Origin of the sequence: Pseudomaricurvus albidus (assembly GCF_018863235.1) — a bacterium.
GTDB lineage: Bacteria > Pseudomonadota > Gammaproteobacteria > Pseudomonadales > Cellvibrionaceae > Pseudomaricurvus > Pseudomaricurvus albidus.
The window spans coordinates 285935-305218 of record NZ_JAHKRS010000003.1; the positions used below are offsets into that span (position 1 = coordinate 285935).

General features: G+C 54.2%; 19 protein-coding genes. 8 read left to right on the forward strand and 11 right to left on the reverse strand.

Translation table 11 applies throughout. From position 1 onward, the window contains the following. Window positions 1-54 precede the first annotated feature (54 nt). From sspA to zapE, 6 genes are all read right to left on the reverse strand, one after another. Window positions 55-687, reverse strand: coding sequence for a stringent starvation protein SspA (gene sspA, locus KOI40_RS07765; RefSeq protein WP_216096925.1), 633 nt, complete (start codon window positions 685-687; stop codon window positions 55-57). Between the two features lie 85 nt (window positions 688-772). Continuing rightward, window positions 773-2992, reverse strand: coding sequence for a ubiquinol-cytochrome c reductase (locus tag KOI40_RS18740; RefSeq protein ID WP_216096926.1), 2220 nt, complete (start codon window positions 2990-2992; stop codon window positions 773-775). 2 nt (window positions 2993-2994) lie between these two features. Continuing rightward, window positions 2995-3594: a ubiquinol-cytochrome c reductase iron-sulfur subunit gene (gene petA / locus KOI40_RS07775; protein ID WP_216096927.1), complete on the reverse strand. Its 600-nt coding sequence runs from the start codon at window positions 3592-3594 to the stop codon at window positions 2995-2997. Between the two features lie 292 nt (window positions 3595-3886). Continuing rightward, the gene (rpsI, locus tag KOI40_RS07780; protein WP_216096928.1) at window positions 3887-4279 is read right to left on the reverse strand and encodes a 30S ribosomal protein S9; all 393 of its coding nucleotides are present in this window, start codon (window positions 4277-4279) and stop codon (window positions 3887-3889) included. A gap of 16 nt (window positions 4280-4295) precedes the next feature. Next, the gene (gene rplM / locus KOI40_RS07785; protein WP_216096929.1) at window positions 4296-4724 is read right to left on the reverse strand and encodes a 50S ribosomal protein L13; all 429 of its coding nucleotides are present in this window, start codon (window positions 4722-4724) and stop codon (window positions 4296-4298) included. A 137-nt stretch (window positions 4725-4861) separates the two neighbouring features. Beyond that, the gene (zapE, locus tag KOI40_RS07790; protein WP_233710104.1) at window positions 4862-6007 is read right to left on the reverse strand and encodes a cell division protein ZapE; all 1146 of its coding nucleotides are present in this window, start codon (window positions 6005-6007) and stop codon (window positions 4862-4864) included. Window positions 6008-6466: 459 nt separating this feature from the next. On the opposite strand from zapE, the gene KOI40_RS07795 reads away from it, so the two are divergent. Further along, on the forward strand, window positions 6467-6973 hold the full coding sequence (locus KOI40_RS07795) for a Z-ring associated ZapG family protein (protein WP_216096930.1): 507 nt from the start codon (window positions 6467-6469) through the stop codon (window positions 6971-6973). A gap of 180 nt (window positions 6974-7153) precedes the next feature. Next, on the forward strand, window positions 7154-8317 hold the full coding sequence (locus tag KOI40_RS07800; protein ID WP_216096931.1) for a trypsin-like peptidase domain-containing protein: 1164 nt from the start codon (window positions 7154-7156) through the stop codon (window positions 8315-8317). 102 nt (window positions 8318-8419) lie between these two features. Here the strand turns inward: KOI40_RS07800 and hisD are convergent, their stop codons facing one another. The 5 genes from hisD to KOI40_RS07825 all read right to left on the reverse strand — a co-directional run bounded on the left by hisD (window position 8420) and on the right by KOI40_RS07825 (window position 13011). Further along, on the reverse strand, window positions 8420-9730 hold the full coding sequence (hisD, locus tag KOI40_RS07805) for a histidinol dehydrogenase (protein ID WP_216096932.1): 1311 nt from the start codon (window positions 9728-9730) through the stop codon (window positions 8420-8422). Window positions 9731-9785: 55 nt separating this feature from the next. Beyond that, on the reverse strand, window positions 9786-10418 hold the full coding sequence (gene hisG / locus KOI40_RS07810) for an ATP phosphoribosyltransferase (protein ID WP_216096933.1): 633 nt from the start codon (window positions 10416-10418) through the stop codon (window positions 9786-9788). A gap of 74 nt (window positions 10419-10492) precedes the next feature. Beyond that, window positions 10493-11755: a UDP-N-acetylglucosamine 1-carboxyvinyltransferase gene (murA, locus tag KOI40_RS07815; protein WP_216096934.1), complete on the reverse strand. Its 1263-nt coding sequence runs from the start codon at window positions 11753-11755 to the stop codon at window positions 10493-10495. 78 nt (window positions 11756-11833) lie between these two features. After that, window positions 11834-12073 (reverse strand): BolA family protein, encoded by a 240-nt coding sequence (locus tag KOI40_RS07820; protein WP_216096935.1) that lies wholly within the window; start codon window positions 12071-12073, stop codon window positions 11834-11836. A 281-nt stretch (window positions 12074-12354) separates the two neighbouring features. Further along, window positions 12355-13011 carry an MlaC/ttg2D family ABC transporter substrate-binding protein gene (locus KOI40_RS07825; RefSeq protein ID WP_216096936.1) on the reverse strand — a complete coding sequence of 219 codons (657 nt, stop codon included), beginning with the start codon at window positions 13009-13011 and terminating at the stop codon, window positions 12355-12357. A gap of 348 nt (window positions 13012-13359) precedes the next feature. Here KOI40_RS07825 and KOI40_RS07830 point away from each other — a divergent pair, with 348 nt between their 5' ends. The 6 genes from KOI40_RS07830 to KOI40_RS07855 all read left to right on the forward strand — a co-directional run bounded on the left by KOI40_RS07830 (window position 13360) and on the right by KOI40_RS07855 (window position 19162). After that, window positions 13360-14340: a calcium/sodium antiporter gene (locus KOI40_RS07830; RefSeq protein WP_216096937.1), complete on the forward strand. Its 981-nt coding sequence runs from the start codon at window positions 13360-13362 to the stop codon at window positions 14338-14340. 115 nt (window positions 14341-14455) lie between these two features. After that, window positions 14456-15451 carry a KpsF/GutQ family sugar-phosphate isomerase gene (locus tag KOI40_RS07835; protein WP_216096938.1) on the forward strand — a complete coding sequence of 332 codons (996 nt, stop codon included), beginning with the start codon at window positions 14456-14458 and terminating at the stop codon, window positions 15449-15451. Window positions 15452-15462: 11 nt separating this feature from the next. Continuing rightward, window positions 15463-16050 (forward strand): LPS export ABC transporter periplasmic protein LptC, encoded by a 588-nt coding sequence (lptC, locus tag KOI40_RS07840; RefSeq protein WP_216096939.1) that lies wholly within the window; start codon window positions 15463-15465, stop codon window positions 16048-16050. Next, a complete protein-coding gene (gene lptA / locus KOI40_RS07845) occupies window positions 16037-16564 on the forward strand; it encodes a lipopolysaccharide transport periplasmic protein LptA (protein WP_216096940.1) in 528 nt (175 codons plus the stop codon). The genes lptC and lptA overlap by 14 nt, the downstream gene beginning before the upstream one ends. A 59-nt stretch (window positions 16565-16623) precedes the next feature. Further along, window positions 16624-17349, forward strand: coding sequence for an LPS export ABC transporter ATP-binding protein (gene lptB / locus KOI40_RS07850; protein ID WP_216096941.1), 726 nt, complete (start codon window positions 16624-16626; stop codon window positions 17347-17349). Window positions 17350-17623: 274 nt separating this feature from the next. Continuing rightward, a complete protein-coding gene (locus KOI40_RS07855) occupies window positions 17624-19162 on the forward strand; it encodes an RNA polymerase factor sigma-54 (protein WP_216096942.1) in 1539 nt (512 codons plus the stop codon). The last annotated feature ends 122 nt before the right edge of the window (window positions 19163-19284 follow it).

The window sequence follows — 19284 nt, forward strand, 5'->3', positions numbered from 1 at the left end:
TGACTGTGTCATAACGGCACTGACCATTGACAAGTGCACTGATTCAGCAACGATTTAGAGGCGCATTTCCCGCTCAAGTTCTGTCAGGCTCTCCTGGAAGGACTCCCTGGCGAACAGACGATCCATATAGTCTTGCAAAGGCTTGGCCTGTTTGGTCTTGGGCAGTTCAATTTCCATCTGTTGCAGACGCCACAAAATTGGAGCCAGACAGCAGTCAGCAATGGTGAACTCTTCACTCATAAAGTAAGGCAGCTCAGCAAAAATCGGCGCAATGGTCAGCAGACTTTCTTTCAGTTCTTTGCGGGCTTTGGCAGCCGCTTCCTTGTTTTTACCATTGAGAATGGTATCTACCAGCGGGCTCCAGTCGTTTTCGATACGGTGCATCCAAAGACGGGTTTGTGCACGGGCCACCGGGTAAACAGGCAACAGCGGGGGATGAGGGAAACGCTCATCCAGATACTCCATCATGACCTTGGTTTCGTACAGGGACAATTCGCGGTCAACCAAAGTTGGCAAAGCATTGTAGGGGTTCAATTCCGCCAGTTCTTCAGGCTTGTTTTTGGGATCTACATCGATAATGTCAACAGACACACCTTTTTCGGCCAAAACAATACGAACACGATGACTGTAATGATCACAGGCATCAGAGAAATAGGTCATGGAAGAACGCTTGGCAACAACGCCCATGGGCTTCACCTCAATAAGTAGAATTTAAAAACACAAACGGGCGGACTGCTCTTGCAGCCCGCCCGGAAAGCCAAACCCCGAAAATCTAGTGGATTTCTCTCCAGTATTCACGGTTCAGCAGATAGACAAAGACAAACAGTACGCTCAGGAACAACAACACGTACACACCGATACGCTCGCGATCTACAGCAATGGGCTCGGCGACGTATTCGAGGAAGTTCACCAGATCGTAGATAGCCTGATCAAACTCCTTCTCATCCATGGTGCCTTTTACTTCGCCAACTTTCAGACTGCCACACTCGGCTTCAGCAATGGCTTCACCGGTTACCGGATCACGAATGACCTTGCCGTGATGATCCAGTTTTGGACCCGGCGCACACTCTTGCAGGCCTTGCAGCTCAAGCATGACATGCGGCATGGCAACCTTGTCGAATACCTTGTTGTTCACACCAGTAGGACGCGTGTCATCGGCATAAAAACTGCGCAGGTAAGTATACAGCCACTCTGGGTTGCGAGAGCGGGCAACCAGCGTCAGATCCGGTGGCGAAGCACCAAACCAGCCTTTTGACTGGCTCGGCTGCATGGAGATATCCATCAGCTCACCGATTTTCTGATCGCCAAAGACAATGTTATCCATCATCACGTCATGAGGAACACCCAGGTCATCCGCTACCCGCTGGTAGCGAGAAAACTTTGCTGAGTGACACCCCATGCAGTAGTTGGCAAACCACTTGGCACCACGCTGCAGGGACTCCTTGTCTTGCAGATCCGGCTCCATTTTATCACATTGGATAGAACCGCAATCAAAAGCACCTTCAGCAGCAACTGCTTTGATTGGGGCAACGGTCAGCACCAGGAACAGCAGGAAACCACCCCAAACCAGCAGCTTCGGCAGACCTTTCGCCTGTACACGCTCCGGCTCGGCTTCAACACCGTCTTTGGCGGTCAACCAAGGCGTAGCGGCAACAAACAGAGCCATTGCAGTACCAAACAGAACGATAAACAGCGGGTACTTACTTGCACCATCCCAGGACAGTTTCAGCAACAGGGCACCCAGCAGCAGGCTGACAACAATGTTGACGATACCGGTCTGCTTTTTCAGCGGGTTGGTGTACATCGGCATCTGGATAAAGAAGGCGAAGTAGTAAACCGTTGCCAGCTGAGCCAGTACAGTACGACCTTCAGTTGGCGCTTTCACACCCAGGTAACCCAGTACCACAAACATGGCAGCAAACAGCAACAGCGATACGCGAGGCATGAAACCTTTGTAGCGCATGGATTTAACCGGGCTCTTGTCCAGCCAGGGCAGGACAAACAGAATCGCAATCGCACCACCCATGGCCACCAGACCCAGGAACTTGGAGCTCAGAGGACCGATATCAATGGTGACAGCACGCAAGATGGCGTAGAAAGGCGTGAAATACCAAACCGGCGCAATGTGCGGAGGAGTTTTCAGACCGTTAGCGACTTCAAAGTTCGCGTATTCCAGGAAGAAACCACCCATCTCCGGCATGAAGAACATCACGAAGCAGAAGACAAACAGGAATACTGTCACACCTACCAGATCGTGCACGGTATAGAACGGATGGAAAGGAACGCCATCTTTTGGCACACCGTTTTCATCTTTGTTCTTCTTGATCTCAACACCGTCGGGGTTGTTAGAGCCCACTTCGTGCAACGCCAGAATGTGCATCACCACCAGAGCCAGAATAACAATCGGCAACGCAACCACGTGCAGAGAGAAGAAACGGTTAAGCGTAGCACCGGAGATCAGATAGTCACCGCGAATCCACTGAACCAGATCATCACCCACAACCGGAATAGCACCGAACAGGGAAACAATTACCTGAGCACCCCAGTAGGACATCTGACCCCATGGCAGTACGTAGCCCATAAAGGCCTCTGCCATCAACGCCAGATAAATGGTCATCCCGAAGATCCACACCAGCTCACGCGGCGCCTTATAGGAACCGTACATCAAGCCACGGAACATGTGCAGATAAACCACCACAAAAAACGCCGAGGCGCCGGTGGAGTGCATGTACCGCAGTAGCCAGCCGTAGTCCACATCACGCATGATGTATTCCACCGAGGCAAATGCCTCTTCGGCACTTGGCGTGTAGTTCATGGTCAACCAGATACCGGTCAGCAGCTGGTTAACCAGAACCAGGATAGAGAGCACCCCAAAGAAGTACCAGAAATTGAAGTTCTTGGGAGCGTAGTACTTGCTCATGTGGGTTTCCCACGCGCGCGTCACTGGCAAACGTGCGTCAACCCAACCCATAAAATCAGTCCATTTGCTCATTCTTAAGCCTCCTGATCCACACCGACGGTAATCACCGAGTCAGTGTCGTATGAGTGCGGGGGTACTTCCAGGTTCGTTGGTGCAGGAACACCTTTGTAAACTCGTCCGGAAAGGTCATATTTGGAACCGTGACACGGGCAGAAGAAACCACCCAGCCAGTCATCGCCGCCCAGATCGGCCGCACCCACTTCGGGACGGTACATAGGCGCACAACCCAGGTGAGTACACAGACCCAGCAAGATCAGGAACTCTTCCTTACCCGGAATGGTTCTGGCCACGCCTTTCACGTATTCAGGCTGTTGTGGCTCAACCGACTCAGGATCGCGCAGCTCATCGTTCAACTTGGGGAGGTTGGCGAGGGTTTCTGCCGTACGGCGTACAACGTAGACGGGCTTTCCGCGCCACTCTACGACCACCATCTGACCCTCTTCGATATTATTCAAATTCGCTTTAACTGGTGCACCTGCAGCTTTGGCTTTGGCGCTAGGATTCCACGAACCCACAAAAGGAACAGCAGCCCCCACAACACCTGCAGCCCCAACTACAGAGGTAGCGGCCGTCAGAAAACGGCGCCGACCTGCGTTCACTCCGTCATTGCTCATGACGTTTTTCTCCCATAACAGCGTTACTTTAACAACATGTGACCTACTGGCTGCACGTGCCTACAAAACAGTCAGTAACTTACTGAATTTTAAAGATTTACGGATGTCTAAAATAGCTTAAATAAATCGCCACATAGTAAAGAAGTTGCCCCTCTGTGACAAGGCATAACCACCTTTTCAATAAGGGTATTCTAGACAGGGGCGCAAAAAAAAGCCCAGACTGAGTGCAATCTGGGCCAATTTTGTGCAAGCCGAATCGCGATAACAAGACGATTCTGTTTGCAGAAACGAATTAACGCTTCGAGAACTGAGGCTTCTTACGTGCTTTACGCAGACCCACTTTCTTACGCTCAACTTCACGAGCATCACGAGTAACATAACCCGCAGCACGCAGAGGTTGACGCAAGCTCTCGTCGTACTCCATCAGAGCACGAGTCAGGCCGTGACGAATGGCGCCAGCCTGACCGAAGCTACCGCCACCTTTGACGGTTACTTTGATGTCAAACTTTTCAACCATATCAACCAGCTCCAGCGGCTGACGCACGATCATGCGAGCCACTTCGCGGCCGAAGTAATCATCCAGAGTTTTATCGTTAACAACGATGTTGCCACTGCCCTGAGTAATGAATACACGAGCTGTGGAAGTTTTACGGCGTCCGGTACCGTAGTATTGTGTTGCAGCCATTATCATCAGCTCCTGATTAGATGTTCAGTTCTTTAGGCTGTTGCGCAGCATGTGGATGCTCGGTACCAGCGTAAACTTTCAGTTTTTTGAACATTGCACGACCCAGCGGCCCACGGGGCAGCATGCCTTTAACAGCACTCTGGATAGTACGCTCAGGAGCCTTGTCGATCAGCTTTTCGAAGCTGATGGACTTCAGACCACCAGGGTAGCCGGTGTGGCTGTGGTAGATCTTGTCTTTGGCTTTGTTACCAGTTACACGCACTTTCTCAGCGTTAACGACAACGATGTAGTCACCGGTATCAACGTGAGGGGTGTATTCTGGCTTATGCTTTCCACGCAGACGAGTTGCGATCTCTGCGGCCATGCGGCCCAAAGTTTTGCCTTCTGCGTCGACAATGAACCAGTCTTGCTGAACTGATCCTGGTTTGGCACTAATAGTCTTCATGTTGTATTTGCCTTTGATTCGACGAATATTGTAAACAAGCCCAAAAAAGGGAGCGCGGAGTATATAGACAACCCCCGCCGGGCGCAAGCACAAACTCACCTGCCCAATCAGCCTTTCGACACCCCACCCAAACCGGACTAGGGGCGATGGGGCGCCGCCAGATATTCCTGACTCTGCATCTCCAATAGACGACTGACCGTACGCTCGAATTCAAAACTCAGCTTGCCACCACCATAGATCTCAGCCAGCGGATTGGCAGCAGAAATAATCAATTTTACGTTCCTGTCGTAAAACTCATCCACCATATTGATAAAGCGGCGAGCCTGATCATCCGTATCACGCGCCAGTGCGGGCACGTTGGCCACCAAAACGGCATGATATTCCTTGGCCAGCTCAATATAGTCGTTCTGAGAGCGGGGACCGTCACACAGCGCCATAAAATCGAACCAGACCACATCATCTGCCTCAAAACGCGCCCGTATCGGACGTCCCTCCACCTCAATCGAGGTATTGGCACGTATTTCATTCTTGTCCGGCACCAGACTTTCAAAACTCGCCAGCAAACTGGCATCCGCTTCTGCGTCCAGGGGGAAATGATACAGCTCGGCCTGCTCCAGCGCCCGCAAACGGTAGTCCACACCACCATCCACATTCACCACCAGCGTATGCTTGTTCAGCATATCAATCGCCGGCAAAAAACGGGCCCGCTGCAGACCATCCTTATAGAGGCCGTCGGGCACAATGTTCGACGTTGCCACCAACGAGACCCCCCGATCAAACAGGGCCTGCATCAAAGTCCCCAAAATCATGGCATCGGTAATGTCTGAGACAAAAAACTCATCAAAACAAATTACCCGCGCCTCTTTAGCCAGGCGATCGGCAACGGTATTGAGCGGGTTTTTCTGACCATCCAGCGAGCGCAGCTCCTGATGTACACGGCGCATAAAGCGATGAAAGTGAGCCCGCATCTTGTCGGAAAAAGGCAAGCTCTCATAAAAATTATCCATCAGGTAGGTCTTGCCGCGACCGACACCACCCCAGAAGTACAGCCCTCGCTGCAGTTCACGTTGAGACTCTGAGGCAAACACACCTTTCAGACGCCCAACAAACCCTTTAGGTGCCTGCTCTTGTTGCCAGGCACTCACCAACCGGTCATAGAGATCTTGCAGCAACTCGACGGCCATCTCCTGAGCAGGATCATAGTTAAAGCCATCTTTTTTGAGGTCGGCCTGATAGCGCTCGAGGGGCGTCTCGGCACTCACCATCATGCCCGACCCAGTCATGGAGACACCTGCTCTGCAGATGCCCGCTCTGGAAATATAAATGCCATGAGTTTCATTGCTCTACTATCTTTAATAACATCAAAAACAGGAAGTTAGACAGCTCGATCGCTGCTGCCGGCGCGGCACCCAAGGCCCTCGGCGACAAATCGGCGCTCACTGTAGCGACCTCAATACACCTGCGCAAGCCTTACCGCACCAGACCTCTCAGTAAAAACGCCACAGGCTGTGACCAGTTTCCCCCATAAAGAATGAGCATAGCGCCAAAGAATGGGCGTATAATAAAAGTCACAAGGAAGCCCCTGATAATAGCAACGAACCATAAAACAACGGCATTCCTGAGCGAAGGTGCTATTCTTGCGTTCGCTTCGCAGCGAAGTCCAGCCCAATCCCTGGCTCGCTGTCACGCGATGCTTTAATTCAAAGATTGCTTTAACCGCTTGTTAACCAGGAGACTAATTAGTGTTCACTCTCAGCACACTTATCATGACCGCCATTGCCGCCCTTCTCATCGGCGCAGCGCTTGGATCCCTTCTGACCAAGTCCCTGCACCCCGACGAAAAGCAAAATCGCGAACTGGAGAGCAGAGTCAAACAGGCTGAGGACAAGCTGAAAGAATACCAGCAGGATGTCACGGAACACTTTGCTGAGACCTCCCAACTGGTGAACTCCCTGACCCAAAGTTACAAAGAGGTCCACGAATACCTCGCCGACAGCGCCCTCAAGCTGACCAATCCTGACATCAGCCGCCAGCTGATCGACGCCGCCGACGGCAAGCTGCTTTCCCATACACAGAAAGAATCAACTCAGGAAACCGATGGTAGCCACGACACCGTTGCCCCTCGGGACTGGGCGCCCAGAGCTGCCGATGGCAAGGGTCAACTGAGCGAAGATTTCGGACTCGACCCTCACCCATCTGACACCACAGACCATCCGTTGAAGCCCAAAGCAGGCAAAACGGACGCGTAACACCACCTCAAGACCTCTCTCCCCAGTCCGCGGCGGGAGGTCAAACCGCCCTGCGGACTGGCCTAGCAACAGCATTCCCCTCTATAATCCGCTTCTCATGAGATCACTTTTGTCACCGGCTTTTTAGACTTCCCCCGAAATTGCTGTCGACACCACAAAAACAGATACGCGGAGCTCCACTTGCCTCTTTCCCGCCTGACGAAGTTTTTTGGCTGGCCCGTCATTGCCGGCCTACTGCTCGGCACCTGCATCATATTATGGCTGAACAGCAATGGCGCCGGCAGCGACAACACAACTGATCGCAACTTTCATATAGGCACACTAACCCCCAGCTCCAATGGCTGGGGCGGCCCCGTATCCTACTCTGAGGCGGTGAACAGTGCTGCACCTGCCGTAGTGAACATCTACACCCGCACCAAGCTGAAACGCCGGCGCCACCCGCTGCTGGACGACCCGCTGTTCCGCCACTTTTTCAATAATTCTGACCTGCCCCAACAGGAGCGCATGCAATCTGCACTGGGGTCTGGAGTTATCATCAGCCCGGAAGGCTATCTGCTGACCAACAATCACGTGATCGAAGGCGCCGACGAAATTCTGGTGCTGCTGCAAGACGGGCGTGAGGCCCAGGCCACACTGGTGGGCACCGATCCCGAAAGCGATCTGGCCGTCCTGAAAATCCCTCTCACTGACCTCACCTCCATCAAGGTGGGTGACCCTGCCAACGCACAGATTGGCGATGTGGTGCTGGCTATCGGCAATCCTTTCGGGGTCGGACAGACTGTCACTCAGGGCATCATCAGTGCCACCGGGCGCTACGGGCTGGGAATCAACACCTACGAGAATTACATTCAGACCGACGCGGCTATCAATCCAGGTAATTCTGGTGGAGCACTGATCGACGCCCACGGCAACCTGCTGGGCATTAACACCGCTATTCTGGATAAGACCGGTTTTTCTGTAGGCATCGGCTTTGCCATTCCGGCAGATACCGCAGTAAAAGTCATGCGGGACCTGGTCAGCTACGGCCAGGTTGTGCGTGGCTGGCTGGGCATTGAGGCCCAGCAAATGACTCCTGAGCTGGCTCAATCATTCAAGCTGAACGCCCCGACCGGCGTCATCATTACCGCCATCTACAACAACAGCCCCGCCTTTAAAGCCGGTTTGCAACCCGGCGATATTATTTTGCGCATGAACAATGTGACCGTTAGCGACGGCCGCCTGAGCATGATGCAGGTGGCCCAGGGGCGCCCGGGAGACAAGATCGAAATCGAAGTGTTGAGAAACGGCGAGAAAGTGACCGTCAACGGTGTTCTGGGGGTCAAGCCCCCTACCAACAACGGCTGAACCGCCACCGACATCGAGAGACTTAACCTGCGAGGAGCGCCCCCAAAAGGGCGGGTTTAGCGGGATGCCAGCCAAGGCCGGTGAAGCCGGCCTGCTACACCATCAGTCTTCCAAAATACGGTATTCAGCAGAGCGCCCGTGAGCCTCGAGCGACTCCCCGCGGGCCAGCACTGACGCCACCTTACCCAGCTCTGACGCGCCTCTCGGGGAGCAGTAAATGATCGAGCTGCGCTTCTGGAAGTCATACACCCCCAGCGGCGAAGAAAAACGAGCTGTTCCCGAAGTGGGCAAAACGTGGTTCGGACCTGCGCAATAATCGCCAATCGCCTCAGCCGTGTGACGCCCCATAAAGATAGCGCCTGCGTGGCGCACCAGCGGCAACATGGCTTCAGGATCTGCCACTGACAACTCCAGGTGCTCAGGAGCAATGCGATTGATCACTTCAGCCGCCTGCGTCAGATCATCCACCTTGATAAAAGCCCCGCGGTCCGCCATCGACTGGCGAACAATGTCTTCACGGTCGAGAGTTGGCAGCAAGCGATCCACGCTCTCTTGCACCTTCTCCAGAAAATCGGCATCGGGAGACACCAGAATCGACTGCGCCTGCTCGTCGTGCTCCGCCTGCGAAAAAAGATCCATGGCGATCCAGTCAGGATCGGTTTTACCGTCGCAAACCACCAGAATCTCGGAAGGACCGGCGATCATATCAATGGCCACGGTACCGAAAACCGAACGCTTGGCGGTCGCAACAAAGATATTGCCCGGCCCGACAATCTTGTCCACCTTGGGAACCGTTTCGGTGCCGTAAGCCAGTGCGGCCACAGCCTGGGCACCGCCCACGGTAATGACCATATCGACCTCGGCAATGGCCGCGGCGGCAAACACCATTTCGTTCACTTCACCATCCGGGGTCGGCACGACCATGATCACTTCGTCTACACCCGCCACTTTGGCTGGCAGGGCATTCATCAGTACCGACGACGGATAAGAGGCCTTGCCACCGGGCACGTAGAGTCCCACCCGATCCATCGCCCTTACCTGCTGACCCAGCACGGTGCCGTCAGCTTCAGTGTATTTCCAGGAATCCTGTTTTTGATGCTCGTGATAGCTGCGCACCCGCTCGGCCGCAGCCTCCAGCGCTTTGCGCTGCTCCGGACTCACCTTCGTCAGCGCCTCTTCGAGACGGGCTTTGGGAATCACCAGATCTGTCACAGAGTTTGCGCCCAGCCGATCAAACTGATTGGTGTAACGCAATAGAGCAGTGTCGCCCTCAGATTTAACATCCGCCAGAATCCTGGCCACGGTTTCGGCCACCGAATGGTCGGACACCGACTCCCAGGCCAGCAGAGCATCCAGCTGGCTCTCGAAGTCGGCAGCACTGGCATTAAGCTGTTTGATGGGTAAGGATGTCATGAACGGGCCTCGCTGGGACGGTATAAAACTCAACAAAGAATAAAATCAGGATGGGCTAGCCGCCAACAGCCTGCTGGACAGCATCAATCACCTGCTGAATCTGGTCGTGCTTCATTTTCATGGAAGCCTTGTTCACGATCAGACGGGAACTGATGTCAGCAATATGCTCACGAGGCTCAAGGCCATTGGCACGCAAGGTATTGCCGGTATCCACAATATCGACAATCTCATCAGCCAGATCCATGATCGGAGCCAGCTCCATCGCCCCATAGAGCTTGATAATGTCTGCCTGACGTCCTTGCGCGGCATAATACTGCTTGGCCACGTTGACGTATTTGGTCGCAACCTTGATGCGGCCATCCGGGGTTTTGACACCCTTGACGGCTGCGGTCATCAGCTGGCAGCGGGCGATTCCCAGATCCACCGGCTCATAGAGACCTTCACTGCCACTTTCCATCAAGGTGTCCTTGCCGGCAATGCCCATGTCGGCAGAGCCAAACTTCACATAGGTGGGCACATCGCTGCCCCGCAGGATCAACAGACGCACATGCTCCTGATTGGTGGCAAAAATCAGTTTGCGACTTTTGCTGATATCTTCAGCCGGCTCAATACCCGCAGAAGCCAGCAGCGGCAGGGTTTCTTTCAGGATGCGCCCCTTGGTAAGGGCAATGGTCAACATGTGCGACATAACTTAATTCTTACGTTCTTTCATGGGACCTGACAGTTTTAACAGCCATCAGGTTCTAACAACTCAATCGTCTATCAGCCGGGTACGCGACGAATATTGGCACCCAACTGCTGCAGCTTCTCTTCGATACATTCGTAGCCGCGATCGATATGATAAATGCGATCCACAATGGTTTCACCTTCAGCCACCATACCGGCAATCACCAGACTGGCCGACGCGCGCAAATCAGAAGCCATAACCGGCGCCCCTTTCAGGGTTTCAACACCAGTGACGATAGCGGTGTTACCTTCCAGTTTGATATTGGCGCCCATACGGTTGAGCTCGTGAATCTGAATCAGACGGTTCTCGAAGATCGTCTCAATCACTGTACCCGTGCCCTCGGAAACCGCATTCATCGCGGTAAACTGAGCCTGCATGTCCGTTGGAAAAGCGGGATAAGGCGCGGTCTTCAGACTGACGGCCTTGGGGCGATTACCCTTCATGTCCAGCTCGATCCAGTCGGGACCGGTAGTGATGTAGGCGCCAGCCTCTTCCAGCTTGAGCAGTACCGCTTCCAGGATGCTGGCGTCGGTGTCTTTCAGCAGAACCCTTCCGCGAGCAGCTGCTGCAGCCGTCAGGAAGGTGCCGGTTTCAATACGATCCGGCATAACAGAATAAGTGCAGCCATTCAGACGCTCGACGCCCTTAATGGTCAGCGTGTCGGTACCAATGCCGGAGATATCAGCGCCCATTGCCACCAGGCAATTAGCCAAGTCGACCACTTCCGGCTCGCGGGCAGCGTTTTCCAGAATGGTGGTGCCCTCGGCCAGCGAAGCGGCCATCAACAGGTTTTCGGTGCCGCCCACGGTAACCATATCCATAAAGATATGGGCGCCTTTCAATCTACCATTGGATTTCGCGCGAATATAGCCTTCATCCACCTCGATCTCGGCCCCCATGGCCTCCAGGCCACGCAAGTGAATATCCACAGGACGACTGCCAATGGCACAACCGCCGGGGAAAGACACATTGGCCACCCCGTGGCGAGCCAGGATCGGGCCGAGCACGAGAATGGAAGCGCGCATGGTTTTCACCAGATCGTAAGGCGCCGTGTAGTCATTAATGCTGGTGGGATCAATTTCGACGCACATTTTTTCGTCGATGGTCACGCCCACCCCCATGCAGCGCAGCAGCGCCAGCATGGTGGTAATATCATTCAGGTGCGGCAGGTTGCACACGTGCACCGGGGAGTCCGCCAGCAACGTCGCCGCCAAAATCGGCAAACCTGAGTTTTTCGAGCCGGAAATCCGAACTTCACCGGACAACTCGCGCCCGCCTGTGATGATTAATTTATCCATGTAGGAATCGCTTATCTCTGAATGATGAATCTCAATCGCTGCCCCCAAACTGTTGGGTCAGCCCTCCGCCAAGCGGTATTACGCCTGAGCAGCCCACTGCTCCGGAGTGTAGGTTTTCATGTTGACCGCGTGAATCAGGCCGCTGGCGATCTGATCGGATAAAGCCCCGTATACGAGCTGCTGCTTCTTGACCGGGTTGAGCCCCTCAAAGGCTGGACTGACCACGATCAGATTGACGTGACTGCCATCGACACTGACCTCAACCTGGCTGTTGGCAATCTGCTGCTCTAATAACGCTTTAATTTCTTCAGGTTGCATACCCCGTCCTCGTCTGTTTCGTTGCTTGATATGCCCGATTCAGGCAGCTTAAATCCCCTGACTTTGTCCGCGATGCTGACCGACTGCCATCGCACTGCCCGGGATTACAGGTTGGTACGCCGCCGCAAGAACAAAAAGGCGCCGTAGTTTAAAGAAAAAGGCCGACGCTCGCACCACCCTCGCAGCGTTTCACTCAATTCAGGATAGCTGAACGGGAAAAAGAGTTGAAAAATGCGCCAAAAACACGGTTTTTGGGGCCGGCCAATGCTGCTGAATTACTCTCAGCCCTGCGCCCCCTGGGCAGACCAGCCTTCAATGACCTGATCCAGATCGCCATCCTTACGCATAGCCTGGGCAAATTGGGAGCGGAAAGTAACCCCGAGATTGATGCCGTTAATCGTCACATTCAGCAGTTTCCAGCGATTGTCCTGACGACTCAGCCCCATGGTGTAATTCACTGTGTGCTCGGCTTCCTCAGTCTGTACTTTTTGCACCACACTGACTTTACGCTGATCACCAACGGGTTGCTCGGGCGGCACCAAAACAATTTTCTGCTGCCCATAGACAGCCATACCCTTGGCATAGGTACTGATCAGGTTATCCCGGAACACCCTGCTGAATCTCTCTTGCTGCTCAGGGGTGGCCTTCTTGGCGTAACTTCCCATCACCCCTCTGGCGATATAATCAAACGCCACAACCGGTGATAGCACTTCACCCACAGCCGCATAGAAGGCTTCCGGATCCTCGTCGAGCAAGTTTTTCTTGTCTTCAACCACATCCAGAATATCCCGTGTCACCTGTTCAACCAGCGCATAGGGACCATCAACCGGGTAGCTCCCGGACTCAGAATCCTGCGCCTGAACCCACATTGCGCTGAAAAACACACTAATAAATACCGCAATCGATACGGCTTTCTTACGTATTGGATGTTGTTCCATCTCGCCCTACTCTCCTGATGTAGTTCTAATCTAAATACAGCTCTAATCTAAATGCAGTTCTAATCTAAATAACGCAGCACTGGTCTTGTCCGATTGATCTGAATATCACAGTACGACTTCTCGCTGCCAGAGCAACTGACTGATATCTGAGCCACGGGCTCTGTCAGACTTCTCACTGACTTAGAACCCTGCGACGATCAATGGTTTAACCCGCAGCATCCAAAAAGCGATAAGGTCGGCAATTTCCAGAAAAATACACTTTACGGCTGACTTTCCGAGCAGGCCACTATACCATCTGCCCCCTTTAATCTGCACCATTATTGCTGAACACAAGCTTAAGGATCTTCAATGTCAGAACTGTGGCTGGCCTGGATTGCAATTCTCGTTGGCTTTGGCGGGCTTATCTGGAGCGCCGACCGCTTTGTAGGCGGCAGCGCGGCAATCGCCAACAACTTTGGCGTAAGTCGATTAATCATTGGCCTGACTATCGTATCACTCGGCACCTCTGCTCCAGAGATCGTCGTTTCCATCAGCGCGGCAATGGAGGGCAGTGGCGAGCTGGCCATCGGTAATGCTCTGGGCTCCAACCTGGCCAATATTGGTATGGTGCTGGCGATAACCGCACTGATCGCGCCAATGCCCATCCAGAAGCACCTGCTGACCCAGGAAATTCCCATTTTACTGCTGGTGACTGTCGCTGCCGGCATTGCGCTCTACGACGCTACCCTGTCCCCTCTGGAAGGCTATCTGCTCCTTGGCGGTCTTATACCTCTGCTGTACATCATGACCCGCAGCAAAAAAGGCCACCCGGAGGAGCTCGTCGATGACGATGAAATACCCGATATGAAGACGGGTATCGCCTTCTTTTGGTTTGTGGTTGGTCTTGGTGTGCTGATCGCCTGTTCCGACCTGCTGGTCTGGGGTGCGCAAATTGTCGCCGAAGACTTTGGCGTCAGCCAGCTGATCATCGGGCTGACCGTCGTCGCCATTGGCACCAGCCTGCCGGAACTGGCAGCCTCAGTCATGAGTGCCATTAAAGGCCACCACGACATGGCCCTGGGGAACATTATCGGCTCCAACATCTTCAACATTCTGGCCGTCATGTCACTGCCGGGCATCATCCATCCGCCTGTGATGGAGAGCGATGTCTTCAGCCGTGACTTTATGGCCATGGGCGGTATCACGCTCCTGCTGGCGGCAGCTATTATTATTGATTACAAAGTGCGCAACCGACACCCGGAGAGCCACGGAGTCGCCCGCCTCGGTCGCCGCATCGGCTGCCTGTTACTGGCCGGCTACATTTTTTACTTTTTCCTGCTGTTTCGCTGATCGTCGCCTGAGGTTTCCATAGTCGCGGTTTGCCGATAATCTTGTCAGTAAACGGCCGGAACCTGACGACAACCAGCCAGCCTGATTTTCAGATTGAGACCCGTAGATTTAGCTTATGAACCAGACCACAACACCATTGACCGACACCGCCCAGCTCATCAAGGCTGGCCAGCGCACCATCGGCATCGAAGCCGAGGCCGTTGCGGCTCTCAATGAACGCATTGACGACACCTTTGTGGCCGCCTGCCAGTTGATCCTCAACTGCAAAGGCAGAACGATCGTCACCGGCATGGGCAAATCCGGACATATCGGCAACAAGATTGCCGCCACCCTTGCCAGTACCGGCACCCCATCGTTCTTTGTTCACCCCGGCGAAGCCAGTCACGGCGATCTGGGCATGATCACTCGCGACGATGTGGTCATCGGTATATCCAATTCGGGCTCTTCCGCGGAAATTGTCATGCTGCTTCCGCTCCTCAAGCGCATGGGCATCCCCCTGATCAGCATGGCCGGCAAAGCCGATTCACCTCTGGCGCAGGCTGCTAACGTGCACCTGGATATCAGCATCGAAAGCGAGGCCTGCCCACTGAACCTGGCTCCGACCACCAGCACCACCGTAACCCTGGCCATGGGCGACGCGCTGGCCGTGGCCCTGCTGGAAGCGCGCGGTTTCACCGCTGAAGATTTTGCCTTCTCCCACCCCGGTGGCGCCCTGGGGCGCAAACTGCTGCTGAAAGTAGAAGACATCATGCACAAAGACGGTGAAGTGCCGCGCGTCAGCGCCGACACCGCACTGAGCCAGGCACTGGTGGAAATGACCGAGAAAGGCTTTGGCATGACCACCGTCACAGCGCCCAACGGACACCTGCTCGGGGTATTCACCGACGGCGACTTGCGCCGCTGTGTCGACCAGGGAGCCGACCTCAGCACCGCCACCATGGAGCAGGTCATGTCTGCCAACCCCAAAACGGTTCACCACAACATGCTGGCCGCTGAAGCCCTGGGGATCATGGAGAGCCGCAAGATCACTGCGTTGATTGTTGAAGACGACGCACACCGCCCCATCGGCGTTATTCATATGCACGACATCCTTCGTGCCGGCGTAATGTAGGCCGACGCATCATGAACAAGAACTGGCTGGCTCCGGGGTTTCTCATTCTGCTGACATGTCTGTTTCTGGTCTTCTGGGACTCTCCTCCCGAGACCTTCCTGACACAGAAACCTGAAGCCCCTCGCGCCGCCAAATACCCGACCAACATCGTTCACAATGCCGAGCGTCGGCGCTACGATGAAAACGGCCAGCTCAGCTCGGTGTTTGTCGCCGAAGAGACCCGCTATTATCAAATCAACCCCAAGCGTCGCACCGCCAAAGATTACGCCGACCTGACCAAGCCGGAACTGACGATGTACTCGGCGGACCAGCCGCCCACAACCATTGTTTCCAACACCGGCAAGGCGCGCAACAACGGCAAATTGATTCAACTCTGGGGCAAAGTCCACATCTCGCAAACAGACAATCTTGGACAATCTTCGGAACTCACAACACCGTACCTGGTCGTAAAACCAGAACAGCAATACGCTGAAACCGACAAACCTGTTATTATCACCAGCCCCGGTAACACCACCCATGCCGTCGGCATGGAAGCGTACTTGCAGACAGACACCATAAAATTGCTATCCAATGTCCGAGGCATACATGACCCCCAATAAACTCGCCATTTCTTTTCTTATGCCACTGATCCTGGGCGGGTTCAGCTCCACACTGCTGGCTCTGGAAAGTGACCGGGAACAACCGATTCACATCAGCTCCGACAGTGCCGAACGCAACGAGAAAAAAGGCATTACCACCTACACCGGGGCAGTTCAGATGGATCAGGGCAGCATGCGCATCAAAGCGGACAAGGTAGTGATTTACAGCGTGAACAACGAAATTTCCCGGGTTGTAGCCACCGGGGATCGCGCCGAGTACCAACAGATTCCCGCACCCGACAAACAGCTGGTCATTGCCAAGGGCAAAACCATCGAATACCTGCTGGACACGGAAAAACTGCACATCAGTGAAAACGCCTCGCTGCGTCAGGGCGACGGCACCACACTGACCGGCAAAAAAATTGATTACGACATGAAAACTTCCGTCGTCAAAGCCCAGGGCAACAAGAGCACCACCAACCCGGATCGCATTCACATGACTATCCCGCCCAAAAGTGAGCGCTCCTCAAAATAAGCTTTGAGCCATACCCACAACACTGACCCTGCGCCGGATTTAAGGAAAAGACCCACGCCATGCCCACACTCAACGCCCTCAATTTAGCGAAAAGCTATAAAAGCCGTCGCGTCGTGATCGACGTCTCCCTGTCGGTCAGCAGCGGCCAGATTGTTGGGTTGCTGGGTCCCAATGGAGCCGGTAAAACCACCTGCTTTTACATGATCGCCGGACTGGTGGAAGCGGATCAGGGCAAGGTGACCATCGACAAAAAGAATCTGACCCATCTGTCCATGCACGGCCGGGCCAGAGCCGGCATCGGCTATCTGCCACAGGAAGCCTCCGTGTTTCGCAAGCTGACTGTCAATGACAATATCCTCAGCATTCTTGAAACCCGCAAAGACCTGAACCGCCAGCAGCGCAAGGACAAGCTCGATCAACTGTTGCGAGAATTCCACATCAGCCATATCCAGAACAGCCTTGGCATGGCACTGTCCGGCGGCGAGCGACGTCGGGTCGAAATTGCCCGCGCACTGGCCACTGACCCGGAATTCATTCTGCTGGATGAACCCTTTGCCGGCGTTGACCCCATCTCCGTCAACGACATCAAACACATCATTCAGCACCTGAAGGATCGCGGCATCGGCGTTCTGATCACCGATCACAACGTTCGCGAGACACTCGACATCTGCGAGAAGGCCTACATTGTCAGCGAAGGCCACATCATTGCCGAGGGCGCACCGCAAACGGTGCTCAGCAACACAAAGGTCAGAGAGGTTTACCTCGGACATCAATTCAGCTTATAGTGTGCTGCGTGCGTTGCACGAAACACCACCCCTGTGGGATTCCGACATTCTCCTGTCACTTTATTTTCCCAGCACAGTAAAAACAGGCATAAATCTTGCTTGTTTATGTTGTTCTCCTCAGTTACTCTGGCTACACTTGCTCTCCGGACGATCAACGAAAACCACCAAAAACATCAGATCGTCGCAAGATAAGGATTCTGCCGCACCTCTCATACAGCTCAAGACACGCTGGCATTGCGGCAGAGTAGTGATTTACTCAGAGCCGTAGCCATACATGAAACAGTCGTTACAACTGAAACTGGGTCAGCAGCTCACCATGACCCCCCAACTGCAACAGGCCATTCGTCTGCTGCAGCTGTCAACGCTCGACCTGCAGGCAGAGATCCAGGAAGCCCTGGACTCCAACCCCATGCTGGAAGTCAGCGAAGACGACCATTCCGGAGCCGACAGCTCCGAAGAAAGCATTAACACCCCCAAAGAACAGCCAGAGAGCAGCAAAGACAAGGACAGCGACCGGGAGCCAACCGCCAGCGCCCAGGACGATCAAAGTGGCGTTGATAAAAACAGCGACGACAGCCCTGAAGGTGATTGGGGCGACACCATTCCCGAAGACCTTCCCGTCGATACCAGCTGGGATGACGTTTATCAGTCAGCCCCTTCCGGCAGCGGTCTGGCCGCTCAGGACGGAGACGACAGCGACTACGAAGCCCGACGCGGCAGCGACGAATCCCTGCACCAACACCTGATGTGGCAACTGAACCTGACCCCCATGTCGGATCGCGATCAGGTGATTGCCATGGCGATCATCGACGCCATTGAAGATTCCGGCATGCTCAGCATGAACGCCGAAGAGATCCACGAGAGCCTGATAGACGAGCTGGAAGAGCTTGAGCTGGACGAAGTCCTCGCTGTTCTGCACCGATTGCAGCAATTTGATCCCCCCGGCGTTGCCAGCCAGGATTTGAGCGAATGCCTGCTGATTCAACTGAACCAGCTACCAAACACTACACCCTGCCGGGAAGATGCTAAACTCATAGTAAAAGACCACTTACTGCTGCTGGGCAGCCGCGATTACAAGCAGCTGATGAGAAAAACCAAGCTCAAGGAAGCCCAGCTGCGAGATGCCATTATTTTGATTCAGAGCCTGAATCCACGTCCGGGGGACAGCATCTACAGTGGCGAAACCGAGTACGTCGTACCCGATGTGTTTGTGACCAAACAGGATGACCGCTGGACCGTGAATCTGAATCCCGACATCGCCCCCAAACTGCGTATTAACGACACCTACGCGTCTATGGTTAAACGGGCAGATACCAGCAATGACAACTCTTTTCTCCGCGACAACCTTCAAGAAGCCCGCTGGTTCCTGAAAAGCCTGCAGAGCCGCAATGAAACTCTGCTCAAGGTGTCCACCTGTATTGTTGAAAAACAGCGTGGTTTTCTGGATTACGGCGCCGAGGCCATGAAACCCCTGGTGTTGCATGATGTGGCCGAAATCGTCGGCATGCACGAGTCCACCATTTCCCGGGTGACCACGCAAAAATACATGCACACCCCGCAGGGCATCTTCGAACTGAAATACTTCTTCTCCAGCCATGTCAGCACCGATTCCGGAGGCGAGTGCTCGTCGACGGCCATTCGGGCGATCATCAAGAAGCTGGTGGCGGCAGAAAGTCCGCAAAAACCGTTAAGTGACAGCAAAATCACGACACTGCTCGCCGAACAGGGCATTAAGGTCGCCAGACGCACCATTGCCAAATACCGCGAGTCACTGGGAATACCCGCATCCAATGAGCGTAAGCGATTGGTCTGACAGCCGCTGTTGACAGCATTACGGGTCCACAGCAATCGGGACTGGTCGCCCACTCTGGATACAGGTCAAAGCCCTTCGGGGCTTTAACCGTCACCGCCGACAAGCGGTGACGTTTTATAGCA

Excerpts from the sequence above, each read along its gene's own strand:
- sspA (WP_216096925.1), bottom strand. The coding sequence starts at position 687 with ATGGGCGTTGTTGCCAAGCGTTCTTCCATGACCTATTTCTCTGATGCC.
- KOI40_RS18740 (WP_216096926.1), bottom strand. The coding sequence starts at position 2,992 with ATGAGCAAATGGACTGATTTTATGGGTTGGGTTGACGCACGTTTGCCA.
- petA (WP_216096927.1), bottom strand. The coding sequence starts at position 3,594 with ATGAGCAATGACGGAGTGAACGCAGGTCGGCGCCGTTTTCTGACGGCC.
- rpsI (WP_216096928.1), bottom strand. The coding sequence starts at position 4,279 with ATGGCTGCAACACAATACTACGGTACCGGACGCCGTAAAACTTCCACA.
- rplM (WP_216096929.1), bottom strand. The coding sequence starts at position 4,724 with ATGAAGACTATTAGTGCCAAACCAGGATCAGTTCAGCAAGACTGGTTC.
- zapE (WP_233710104.1), bottom strand. The coding sequence starts at position 6,007 with ATGACTGGGTCGGGCATGATGGTGAGTGCCGAGACGCCCCTCGAGCGC.
- hisD (WP_216096932.1), bottom strand. The coding sequence starts at position 9,730 with ATGACATCCTTACCCATCAAACAGCTTAATGCCAGTGCTGCCGACTTC.
- hisG (WP_216096933.1), bottom strand. The coding sequence starts at position 10,418 with ATGTCGCACATGTTGACCATTGCCCTTACCAAGGGGCGCATCCTGAAA.
- murA (WP_216096934.1), bottom strand. The coding sequence starts at position 11,755 with ATGGATAAATTAATCATCACAGGCGGGCGCGAGTTGTCCGGTGAAGTT.
- KOI40_RS07820 (WP_216096935.1), bottom strand. The coding sequence starts at position 12,073 with ATGCAACCTGAAGAAATTAAAGCGTTATTAGAGCAGCAGATTGCCAAC.
- KOI40_RS07825 (WP_216096936.1), bottom strand. The coding sequence starts at position 13,011 with ATGGAACAACATCCAATACGTAAGAAAGCCGTATCGATTGCGGTATTT.
- KOI40_RS07830 (WP_216096937.1), top strand. The coding sequence starts at position 13,360 with ATGTCAGAACTGTGGCTGGCCTGGATTGCAATTCTCGTTGGCTTTGGC.
- KOI40_RS07835 (WP_216096938.1), top strand. The coding sequence starts at position 14,456 with ATGAACCAGACCACAACACCATTGACCGACACCGCCCAGCTCATCAAG.
- lptC (WP_216096939.1), top strand. The coding sequence starts at position 15,463 with ATGAACAAGAACTGGCTGGCTCCGGGGTTTCTCATTCTGCTGACATGT.
- lptA (WP_216096940.1), top strand. The coding sequence starts at position 16,037 with ATGACCCCCAATAAACTCGCCATTTCTTTTCTTATGCCACTGATCCTG.
- lptB (WP_216096941.1), top strand. The coding sequence starts at position 16,624 with ATGCCCACACTCAACGCCCTCAATTTAGCGAAAAGCTATAAAAGCCGT.
- KOI40_RS07855 (WP_216096942.1), top strand. The coding sequence starts at position 17,624 with ATGAAACAGTCGTTACAACTGAAACTGGGTCAGCAGCTCACCATGACC.